Raw genomic sequence first — 12,158 nt, 5'->3', positions numbered from 1 at the left:
ATAAAATCATGCCAAAATAAAAAGGTATTTACAATATGTAAAATTAATAAAAATTAAACACTTTTATAAAACATACTATATATATTATGATATATTATTAAAAACAACAAAATAGAGATTCAAAATACCATAAAAAAATATGACAAAAATCAGAAAATATTACAAAATTTAATTCCAAGATAATAATTCAGGGATTTATGGGATGCAAAAAACATATGAATATTAAGTTATTTTTAAGTTTTCTAAATCTTAAGCATTAAAAAAATGAAAAATTTCCACCTAATTGTACAACATTTAGTAAAAACCAATATTAACTTCATTTACAATATGTTACACAATAAAAAATCTCTATAGTTGGATAGAATATTTTTATTTAAACCATCAAATTAATAAAAAAATAACATTTTTTTCTTTGCATATTGAAAAATAATATTAGTTTAGGAGCCAGAATAATGTTTTATAAAAAATTACGCAATCGATTGCACTAAAGCGTAATAAAATATTAAAAAGCTTCATGACCACTAAAGTCCGCAGAATAATACTTAACAGTCCTAAACAAGAACGATTGAAAAAACTTTCAACCAAGAATTAAAACTATAAGGATACAAAATGGATAAAAGAGTACAATCAATAAAGTGGTTATATTTAACTGTTTTTCTGCTTCCTGTCCTTGCAATGGCTCAAGAAAAAGAAACAAAAAAAGATAAAGAAACCAAACTGGATGATGTGGTTTTAGTGGGATATACAAAGGTTTCTAAAAAAGATGTTACCAACGCTGTTTCTTCGGTGAAAGGCGAAGCGCTTAAAGATATGCCGTCTACCAATGCTGCTGAAGCTATCCAGGGAAGACTGGCCGGAGTGCAGGTTTCCCTGAGTGAGGGATCTCCCGGAGCTGATGTGGATATTGTCATCCGCGGCGGAAACTCCATCACTCAAAGTAATGCCCCGCTCTATATTGTAGATGGGGTGCAGATGGATAATGCCCTGACGATCTTATCGCCAAAGGAAATAGAATCAATAGAGGTATTAAAAGATGCTTCATCAACCTCTATATTCGGTTCAAGAGGAGCCAATGGTGTTGTTCTGATCACGACAAAAGGAGGCCGTAAAAAGGGGAAAACAACAATCAATTATAATGGTTTTGTAGGAGTAAGAAGTATTCAGAACAAGCTTAATGTTCTGGATCCTTATGAGTATGTACTCTATCAGTATGAACAATATTATAAGAATGGAGACCTGAAAGATATTGAAACTTTTAACAACCGCTACGGAACATTTGATCAGCTGGATAAATATAAATCTGTCAAGAATGTAAACTGGCAGGATAAACTTTTCGGAAGAGAAGCCTTCAACTTTACCCATAATGTATCTCTATCCGGAGGAAATGAAAATTCGGCATTCTCTTTAACTCTGAATAATGTTGAAGAAGACGGAATTATGATTGGTTCCGGATTTAAAAGAAATATGGCCAACTTCAGATATGATTATGATATTTCAAAAAAACTGAGCATTGGTCTTAATGCCCGTTACAGCCGCCAAATGATTTATGGTGCGGGAACTTCCGCTTCCGGTTCGCAAACGACCAACAGATTGAGAAATGCTATAAGATATCAGCCTTTTGAAGGAGGTTCTACGGTAGATGTTGATGAATTTGATCCGTTATTCGCAGATCAGACCAATCTTGTCAATCCAATTCTATTGGCCAATGATGAAGTAAAAGAAAGCGGAAGAAACGATTTATTGCTTAATGCAACGCTTGATTATAAAATCAGTAAAGACTTCACTTTCCGAAGTGTAATCGGATATGTACAGAGAGATCAGGTTGTCAACCAGTTTTCCGGTCCGGTAACCAACCTTGCAAGACAAAATAATGATCAGCCTGTAGTATTTTTAAGCAACGCTCAAACCAGAAGAATTACCAATACCAATACCCTGAATTATAGAAGAACCTTTGGAAATCATAAGCTGGATTTGCTAGCAGGTCAGGAAACGGTAAGAACAGACGGAGAATCGACATCTATTAATATCAAATGGTTCCCGAAATCTTCTTCAGCACAGGAAGCATTTGCCAATTCACAGCTGGCTTCTCCTCCCTCAGGAATGATTCAGGATGCTCCTAAAACTGCAAGAGAAGTAGACCGCCTGGCTTCTTTCTTTGGAAGAGTAAATTACATCTATAATAATAAATATATCGCAACGGTATCCATGAGAGCTGACGGCTCAAGTGTTTTCAAACCAGGCCCTAACCAGTGGGGATATTTCCCAGCGGCATCTTTAGCATGGAAGATCAAAGAAGAAAATTTCTTAAAACAGAGCAATTTTGTCAATGAACTGAAGCTTCGTTTAGGATACGGAAAATCGGGAAACAACAGAATCGGAGCCTTTTTATATGATACCTTCTTCACCTCTTCTTCAGATTATGGATATGCTTTTGGAACCAGTGTTACACCTGGTGCCACAACAGGAAATATCATGGCAAATCCTAACGTGAAATGGGAAACGGCAACTTCTTATAATGCGGGGATAGACTTTGGTTTATTCAAGGGAAGACTTTATGGTACCCTTGATGTCTATAAGACTCATACAAAGGACCTTTTATTACTGGCTAAAATACCACAGACCTCCGGATATGAATTTCAATATCAAAATTCAGGAAGCAGTGAAAATAAAGGGATCGAATTATCAATGGGAAGTACCATCATCAGTAAAGAAAATTTTTCATGGAAGATTGATGCCAATATCTCATCCAACAGAAATACGATCAAAAGCTTAGGAAACAACGCCTCAGCAAGTTCAAATTCTTACTACTACCCTTCCGGATGGCAGAATAACTTATTTGACTTCCTGGTACAGGTAGGCAAACCGGTAGGAACTTATTGGGGATATGTAACGGCCGGAAGATATGAAGTGAGTGATTTTAATTATGACTCAGCCACTCAAATTTATACGCTAAAAACAGGAATTCCAAATTCTGCTGCAGTAGCCAACGGTGCCAAAGCTATACAGCCGGGAGATCTTAAACTTCAGGATCTTAATGGCGACGGTGTCATTGACAGCAAAGATATGACTGATCTTGGTAGCGCTCAGCCTAAATTCTACGGTGGTTTTACCCAGACCTTCCGATATAAGAACTGGGATATGAGCCTTCTTTTCAATTTTTCAATAGGAAATAAGGTGTATAATGCCAACAAAGTAGAATATACAACTCAATATCTGTATAAAGATAACAATATGCTGGCTGAAGTGGCAGACCGTTGGAGATGGTTTGACAATGCGGGAAATAAAGTAACCGACCCAACCGCCCTTGCAGCCCTGAATGCCAATACAACGATGTGGACTCCACCTGCAGGAGCGTACTTCCTGCATTCGTATGCCATTGAAGACGGTTCATTCTTAAGACTGAATAACCTTACCATAGGATATAGTCTGCCAAAAGGATCTCTGGAAGCCATCGGAGTGAAAAACCTGAGACTGTATGCCACCGTGAATAATTTATTTACAATTACCGGCTATTCGGGATTCGATCCGGAAGCCAATACAAGAAGAAATCCATTAACTCCTGGAGTTGATTATTCAGCTTATCCAAGAAGCCGATTTATCTTATCAGGAGTAGATATCACTTTCTAAAACGAACGCTATGAACAAAAATAAATTTTCAAGCCTTTTTTTATCTCTTGCCTTTGTGGTGACCCTGAATTCATGCAGCGAATATTTAGAGGTAGAAAACCTTTCCAACACCGCAGAAAAACAGCAGTTTGACTCAGCGCCGGATACTTTTGCTGCTCTTGTGGGAGTTTATAACAGTGCTATGGGTGACAATACCTATGGACAGAGAATGAACCTTATTCTCTCTCAGTCAGGAGACGACTTCAGGACATCAGGAGATTACAATGCCAATGACAGAAGAGGAGTCAGCTGTTTTGGAGCAGTTCCTACCAATACAGAATTATTAAGACCTTTCCTGGATACTTACGCAGGTATCGAAAGAGCCAATCTTGTTATTAAAAACATTCCACTTTCTCCGGTGTATCAAACCGGATCCGCAGCTGATAAAAAACTGATGGACCGTTATCTCGGGGAAGCTTTGACATTAAGAGCAATGTTCTACTTTGATCTTATTAAAAACTGGGGAGATGTTCCATTTCAGGACAAACCTTCAGCTGATCTTCCTTCGGTATATTTACCTAAAACAGATCGTGACATCATTTATGATCAGATACTGGAAGATCTTGCTAAAGCTTCAGCCTTAGTTCCGTGGAAATCTGAAGGAGGAACTACAGCACAAAGACTTTCAAAAGCTGCAGTAAAAGGATTAAGAGCAAGAATCGCCCTGGCAAGAGCAGGATATTCTCTGAGAAGAAGTCCCCAATTAATGGTACAAGGCACCAATCCTCAGAAATATTACCAGATCGCTTATGATGAGTGTAAAGAAATCATCAATTCCGGGCAGCATAAGCTAAATCCAAGCTATGAAGGTCTTTTCAGATCACTGCACACCAACAGTCCGGATACAACGAATGAAATTATTTTCGCTGTCGGAGCGTTTGGAGGAAACTCACGAACAGATTCTAAAATCGGATATTATAATGGGTTAAGACATGATGATTCAGACTGGAAATCAGCAGGAGGAATCAGTGCTATTCCTACTTATTTCTATGAATTCGGTAAAAATGATTTGAGAAGAGATGTTAATATTGCTATTTTTAGAGTAAGCACAAGCAAACAGGAAGATCTTCAGACTTCTATCAACTGGAATGATGGAAAATTCAGAAAATCATGGACAAGCATCACAGGAACTTCCCAGAATTTAGGAATTGACTGGCCACTTTTGAGATATGCAGATATTTTATTAATGTTTGCAGAGGCAGATAACCAACTTCACAGTGCGCCTTCTCAGGAAGCTATAGATGCCGTAATGGCTGTCAGACAAAGAGCTTATGCCGGAAATCCAGGCCAGGTGGGAACGATCCCAACTTCCAAAAATCAGTTTTTCCAGTATATTGTACAGGAAAGACTGCTGGAATTCGGAGGCGAGGGATTAAGAAAATATGATCTGATCCGTTGGAACCTTCTGGAAACAAAAATCAATGAAACCAGACAGAAATTAACAGATTTCATGAATGGTACCGGAGCTTATGCCAACGTTCCTGAATATATTTTTTATAAAAAACCGGCATCAACCGTTGTCAATTATGTTCCTACAAAAACAGCACAGCAAAATGTACTGGACATGGATATTTATGTCAACGGAATCAACAAAGCCGATGTTTTCTACAATCCTAACCAAAGTGTTGCCACGCCTTCAGGATATACAAAAATCAACTGGAGACTTGCCATGACACAGCCTTACATCAACGGAGATCCTGTGAAAAGCTATGCTTATTATTTCCAGCCTAATAAAAAGGAACTTCTTCCTATAGCCCTGGACGTAATCAATTCAAATTATAATCTTACTCAGGATTACGGATACTAGACAGTTTAAGTTTACATTCATATCAAAAATACAGGCTGATCTCTTGAAGAACACAGCCTGTATTTTAAACCAAAATTGCTTTATGAGATATTCCATCCTTTTTAAAAACTGTACGCTGTTTTCTGCTTTTTTGATTGCTGTATTCAGCCTTCTTTCTTTCCGGACCAGGGAGAAAACCCTCGTGGTTTCGAAAGACGGAAAAGGTGACTTTACAACCGTTCAGCAAGCGATAGATGCAGTTGAAAACCATTCTTATCTGAGGACAAAAATTATTATTAAAGCTGGAATTTATAAAGAAAAAATTGTTATTCCTGAATCGAAAGGCCCTCTTTTTCTGGAAGGTGAAAATTCTGAAAAAACAATCATTACTTATGATGATTTTGCTTCTAAAAAAAATGCAGACGGAAAAGAAATCGGAACTACAGGCTCATCTACTCTATTTATTTACTCCAATGATTTTAGTGCTAAAAATATTTCATTTGAAAACAGTTCAGGGAAAGTTGGACAGGCCGTTGCAGTATTGACTTCAGGTGACAGGATCGCTTTTGAAAACTGCAGGTTTTTAGGAAATCAGGATACTTTATATCTGAAAGGAGTTCAGGATCTTCAGGATAAGACAAAACCATCAAGAAATTATTTTAAAAACTGTTATATAGAAGGTACTACTGATTATATTTTCGGTGCAGGAACCGCTGTTTTTGAAAACTGTATCATTTATTCCAAAGAAACGGCAAGTTATGTTACCGCAGCTTCTACTCCACAGGAAAATGAGTTTGGTTTTGCGTTTATTAATTCTAAAATTATTGGTAATGCAAAGGAACATTCGGTGTATCTGGGAAGACCGTGGAGGCCATTTGCTAAAACTGTTTATATCGATTGTGAACTCAATTCCACAATAAAATCTGAAGGATGGCACAACTGGAGCAAACCTGATGCTGAAAAGACAACATTTTACGCAGAAAGCTACTCAAAAGGGCCGGGAGCAAATGTCATGCAGAGAGTTTCATGGTCACATCAGTTAACCCAACAGGAAAGAAAAAAATATACGACAGACAATATCCTGAAAGGCAAGGATAACTGGAATGTGAAAAAGAGTTTAAAATAATTCAACCCTTCAAAGAGAATTTTTCAATCATGACAAAGAGTTTCATCAGACTATTCGCCACCGGAATTTTATGCAGTATTTCCCCGCTGATCAATGCACAGGAAGTATTGAGCTTTCCGGGTGCTGAAGGTTTTGGAAGATTCACAACAGGAGGTCGTGGCGGAAAAGTATATTTTGTTACCAATCTGAAAGACAATCATTCTGAAGGAACATTAAGATATGCCCTGAACCAGAAAGGGCCAAGATATATCGTTTTTAAAACCAGCGGAACCATCTATCTTGAATCTCCTTTAAAAATAAAAGAAGGTAATGTCACCATTGCCGGACAAACCGCTCCCGGAGACGGCATTACCGTTGCCAATTACGAAACATTTGTAGCGGCTGACAACGTTATTATCCGCTATCTGAGATTCAGAATGGGAGATCAGAAAAAATTTGAAGGCGATACTTTGGGTGCAAGATTCATCAAAAATCTGATAGTAGATCATTGCTCTATGAGCTGGTCCACAGACGAAACTGTTTCCATTTACGCCAACGAAAATACAACCTTGCAGTGGTGTATTATTGCGGAAAGCCTCAGAAACAGCTTCCATCAGAAAGGAGCCCATGGTTACGGCGGAATTGCCGGAGGTAAACTGGCATCATTTCATCACAATATATATGCTCATCACGATAGTAGGAATCCACGATTGGGAGAATATGCAGGAAGTAAATTTGCTCTCACCGACCTTACTGATTTCAGAAATAATGTGATGTATAATTGGGGGCACAACAGCATATACGGCGGTGAAGGAATGAACGTCAATATCATCAATAATTATTACAAACCCGGACCTGCAACCATCACCAGACAACGGATTGCTGCCATAGATAAAAATGAAAATCCGAAAACGGAAGTCTACAATACCTGGGGAAAATACTATATCCATGGAAATGTCATGGAGGGAAATCCTGAAACCACCAAAGACAATTGGAAAGAAGGTGTTTTTAATCAGATGAAATCCTCGTATAACCTAACGGAAAAAGATAAAAATTCCATCAGGATTAATCAGCCTCACGATATTAAAAATAATACCATCACCCATACCGCCCAGGAAGCCTATGAAAAAACTTTACAATATGGAGGAGCAAGTCTGGTACGTGACGCTGTTGATCTACATATTATAAAAGATATCAAAACCGGAAACTTTACTTATAAAGGATCAAAAGGAAGCACAAATGGAATCATCGACTCTCAGGAGGATGTTGGTGGATTTCCAAATTTGAGACAGGAAAAACCACTCCCCGATTCAGATAATGATGGAATGCCTGATGAGTGGGAAATCAAACATCATTTAGACCCAAAATCTGTCAATGCCAATGGTAGAGATCTGGATAAAAATTATGACAATATTGAGGTTTATTTCAACAATATCGTCAGTAAAATAACCGATGAACAACGTTAATAACCATGAAAACTCTTTGTTACAAATCGGTAAACTAATAAGAAAAAGTATGAAATTCAGCTTATTTACAATATGTATTGCGGGAGCTTTTATCAGTTCAACTCTTTCAGCACAGACTTCTGTGATTGAAAACAGTAAGAAAAACCCTAAAGCACCATTTTCCTACGCTGAACTTTCTGTAAAAGAAGGTGGCAAATGGGAAGGCAATCAATACATCGGCGGAACTTTTAAAAACATTCAGGAACTTACCCTGCCGGAAGCCCATACGGATCACTCCTCGTATATCAGATATGAAGGAATTGGTCTGGAAAACAATCAGATTGGCTACAGGCTCTATCTGGACTGGAGAAATGCTACAGATATTTTTGGTAAAAAAGTAAACACTCTGGTATTACCGGAAGTCGGTCAGGATGGTTTTGAATCCTATCATCATGATGCGCCGTGGGGACAGGATATTCTGAAGTCCGGCCGTACCATCGGAATCGGGTCTTATGGAAGATATGATGAACAGAACGATTATGTTGAAACTTTTAAAATCGTAAAAAATACCACCGCAAAAGTAGTCAATGAAAAAGAACAGTCTTATGCCATTATCAATTACAAAGGATGGAAAACCTGGGGTAATCCGGTAGATCTGCAGTCAAAACTGACGATTTTACCCAAAGACCGTTTCGTAAAAGTAGACCTTACCCTAAGCAATAGCCTTTCAGGTTTGTGTACGGGAATCGTTGCTTTTAAAGACATTCCTTTGAAACAGGGAATCAGTAAAAATAAAAAATGGGGCTATATTGCGACTTATGGGCAGCAAACTTTAGCCAAAAAAGAAGACAATCTGGGAATGGCAGTCTTCTATCCTATTGAAAGCCTAGATCAATATGTAAAGACAAAATCTACCCATACGATCATTTTCAAAAAAACAAAGAATATCTCCTATTACTTTTTAGGAGCCTGGTCACAGGAACCCAACGGCTTAACCACTGAAGACGCTTTCTATCAGGATTTAGATAAAAAACTGGATATTCTGGATAAAACTCAACAACTTTAAAGTTTAAAATTATGAACTTTATTAATAATTCTATTACAATCTATGCATTGGCAGCAGTATGCTCAGGCTTCTTTTTTTCCTGTGCACAAAAGCCACTGCAAAATTCTTCATCCGAAATACAATCAAAAGTAAACGGAAAAATTTCAGCCAAACTTCCATGGTCGGAAAGAATGCTTCTTTCTGAAATACAACGCTTTCCTCAGGCATGGATGCTGGATTATAACAAAGCTCCCAAATGGAGCTATCCTACAGCCATCGTTCTGGAAGGTGCTGAAAGATTGTTTGAAAAAACGGGAAACAAAGAATATTACAGGTATATCACAACCTTTGGTGATACCATGGTGAAAGAAAACGGAAGTATTGTTTCTTACGATCTTTCAAAATACAATATTGATATGCTGAATTGCGGAAATGTACTTCTTTACCTCTATCAGCAGGAGAAAAAAAACAAATACTTAAAAGCCCTGCAAACCCTGCGCACTCAAATTGACGGACAGCCAAGAACTTCAGAAGGCGGTTTCTGGCACAAGAAAATTTATCCTAACCAGATGTGGCTGGACGGATTATACATGGGAGAGCCATTTTATGCCCATTATACCCATGATTTTTCAAAAGGAGAAGAAGCTGAAAAAGCTTACAATGATATCATTAATCAGTTTGTACTGATTCAGAAACATCTTTTAGATAAAAAAACGGGACTGCTCTATCATGTCTGGGATGAAAGTAGAGAACAGCAATGGGCAAATAAAGAAACCGGACTTTCACCAAATTTCTGGTCAAGAGCAATGGGCTGGTACGGAATGGCTATCGTAGATGTACTGGATTATCTGCCTCAAAACCATCCGGGAAGAGTAAAATTACTTACCTATCTGAAATCTTACTGTGATGCTGTTATCAAAGTTCAGGATTCCAGGACAGGACTTTGGTACCAGGTATTGGATAAAGGAGGAGAAAAAGGAAACTATCTGGAAGCAACAGGTTCATCTATGTTTGTGTACACCATGATAAAGTCTGTCAACAAAGGGTATCTGCCCAAATCATATAAAACATATGCGAAAAAAGGATACGATGGCATTATCAAAAACCTGATAACAGTAGATGAAAACGGTGTTGTCAGCTTAAATAAATGCTGTGCCGTGGCAGGCTTGGGCGGAACACCTTACAGAAGCGGTTCTTATGAATATTATGTGAATGAAGAAGTACGCTCCAATGATCCGAAAGGAACAGGCCCTTTTATCCTGGCAAGTTTAGAATTTGAAAAGTAAAAAAAGATTAGGAAATCATCATCCTTGTCAAGGTTTAAAACCTTGACAAGGATTGATAAGTCAGGAAAAGTATAATTGATTCTATGAAGACAAAAAGTATTATAAATATCATTGCCATCACCGCATGTTCAGTAGCTTCTACCTATCTTCAGGCACAGGAGAAAAAATATGCTTCCGAAGTATGGACTGCTGATCAGGGGGAAAACTACAGAAATCCCGTTTTATATGCAGATTATTCTGATCCGGACGTTATCCGGGTAGGGAATGATTATTATATGACGGCCTCCAGTTTCAACGAAGCGCCCGGCCTGCCTGTTCTTCATTCCAAAGATATGATCAACTGGAAACTGGTTAATTATGCAATCCAGGATCTTTTGCCACTCGAACATTTTTCAACACCCAAAAGAGGGGACGGCGTTTGGGCACCCAGTATCAGATTTCATAAAGGAGAATTTTACATTTACTGGGGAGATCCTGATTTCGGAATTTATATGGTAAAAACTAAAGACCCTCTGGGAATCTGGGAGAAACCGGTTTTGGTAATGGAAGGCAAAGGTTTGATTGATTCCTGCCCTTTCTGGGATGAAGATGGCAATGCCTATCTGATTCATGGCTGGGCCGGAAGCCGTGCCGGAGTAAAAAGTATGTTAACCCTCAATAAGATGAATCCGGAAGGAACAAAAGTACTCGACAAAGGAATTCATGTTTTTGATGGTCATGATGCTCATCCTACCGTTGAAGGGCCTAAAATGTATAAAAGAAACGGCTATTATTATATTTTTGCTCCCGCAGGTGGTGTTGCAACAGGTTGGCAGCTTGCGCTGAGATCAAAAAATATCTATGGCCCTTACGAAGAAAAAATTGTTTTGGAGCAGGGTTCAACAAACATCAACGGACCTCATCAGGGAGCATGGGTAGATACCCCTTCCGGAGAAAACTGGTTCTATCATTTTCAAGACGTGGATGCGGGCGGAAGAATTGTTCATCTCCAGCCTATGAAATGGGATAAAGACTGGCCTGTAATAGGAACAGACTATAATAAAAACGGAATCGGAGAGCCTGTTGTAAGCTATAAAAAACCTGATGTTGGACAATTATATCCTGTTGTAACCCCTGCTGAGACCGATGAATTTGATGGGAAAAAATTAGGATTACAATGGCAATGGAGCGCGAATGAAAATATTGTATGGTCTTCCAAACTTCCCGGACAGCAATTTTTAAGATTATTCTCGATAAAAGTTCCTGAAGGTGAAAAAAACCTGTGGAATGTTCCGAATCTGTTAACCCAAAAATTCCCGGCTCCGAATTTTACTGCCACAACAAAGGTAAAATTAGTTCCCGAAGAAGCTAGGGATGGAAAAACTGCAGGGTTACTGGTTATGGGACTAGACCATACATCACTGGTCATCACCAACAAACCTGACGGCTATTACCTACAACTAAGGAAAGCTGAAAAAGCAGACAAAGGCGGTAAGGAAAAAATACTCTGGGAAACTCAGTTAAAAAGCAATGAGGCTTATTTAAAAGTAAATGTAACCGAACCCAACGGATTATGTCAGTTCAGTTATAGCGAAAATGGGAAAGACTTCATCAAAACGGGTGATGTTTTCCAGGCAAAACCGGGAAAATGGATTGGAGCAAAAGTAGGGCTTTATAGCATCAGTATGGCAAAAGCACCACGAGGAGGATATGCTGATTTTGATTGGTTCAGAATTACTAAGAAGTAAAAAATACTGGTAAATGCTAAGACGCTAATGATAGCAAAAAGGACTGTTTCAGGACATTTCTACACCTTAAATCAGAGAATAAAAAACCTCCCACTTTT

General features: G+C 38.3%; 7 protein-coding genes. All 7 read left to right on the top strand.

The annotated features are described in order from the left end of the window. Positions 1-609 precede the first annotated feature (609 nt). Positions 610-3,627 carry a TonB-dependent receptor gene (locus LC457_RS09585; RefSeq protein WP_223599643.1) on the top strand — a complete coding sequence of 1,006 codons (3,018 nt, stop codon included), beginning with the start codon at positions 610-612 and terminating at the stop codon, positions 3,625-3,627. 10 nt (positions 3,628-3,637) lie between these two features. Further along, the gene (locus tag LC457_RS09580) at positions 3,638-5,473 is read left to right on the top strand and encodes a RagB/SusD family nutrient uptake outer membrane protein (protein ID WP_223599642.1); all 1,836 of its coding nucleotides are present in this window, start codon (positions 3,638-3,640) and stop codon (positions 5,471-5,473) included. A gap of 82 nt (positions 5,474-5,555) precedes the next feature. Next, positions 5,556-6,578, top strand: coding sequence for a pectinesterase family protein (locus tag LC457_RS09575; protein WP_223599641.1), 1,023 nt, complete (start codon positions 5,556-5,558; stop codon positions 6,576-6,578). A 29-nt stretch (positions 6,579-6,607) separates the two neighbouring features. Further along, positions 6,608-8,023 carry a polysaccharide lyase family 1 protein gene (locus LC457_RS09570; RefSeq protein ID WP_223599640.1) on the top strand — a complete coding sequence of 472 codons (1,416 nt, stop codon included), beginning with the start codon at positions 6,608-6,610 and terminating at the stop codon, positions 8,021-8,023. Positions 8,024-8,072: 49 nt separating this feature from the next. Further along, the gene (locus LC457_RS09565; RefSeq protein ID WP_223599639.1) at positions 8,073-9,068 is read left to right on the top strand and encodes a DUF4861 family protein; all 996 of its coding nucleotides are present in this window, start codon (positions 8,073-8,075) and stop codon (positions 9,066-9,068) included. An 11-nt stretch (positions 9,069-9,079) separates the two neighbouring features. Beyond that, the gene (locus LC457_RS09560; RefSeq protein ID WP_223599638.1) at positions 9,080-10,333 is read left to right on the top strand and encodes a glycoside hydrolase family 105 protein; all 1,254 of its coding nucleotides are present in this window, start codon (positions 9,080-9,082) and stop codon (positions 10,331-10,333) included. A gap of 83 nt (positions 10,334-10,416) precedes the next feature. Further along, positions 10,417-12,060 (top strand): glycoside hydrolase 43 family protein, encoded by a 1,644-nt coding sequence (locus LC457_RS09555; protein WP_223599637.1) that lies wholly within the window; start codon positions 10,417-10,419, stop codon positions 12,058-12,060. The last annotated feature ends 98 nt before the right edge of the window (positions 12,061-12,158 follow it).

This window comes from Chryseobacterium sp. GVT01B, assembly GCF_019970045.1.
GTDB lineage: Bacteria > Bacteroidota > Bacteroidia > Flavobacteriales > Weeksellaceae > Chryseobacterium.
The sequence above is the reverse complement of the archived record's forward strand: the minus strand, read 5'-3'. Positions and strand labels throughout refer to the sequence as shown.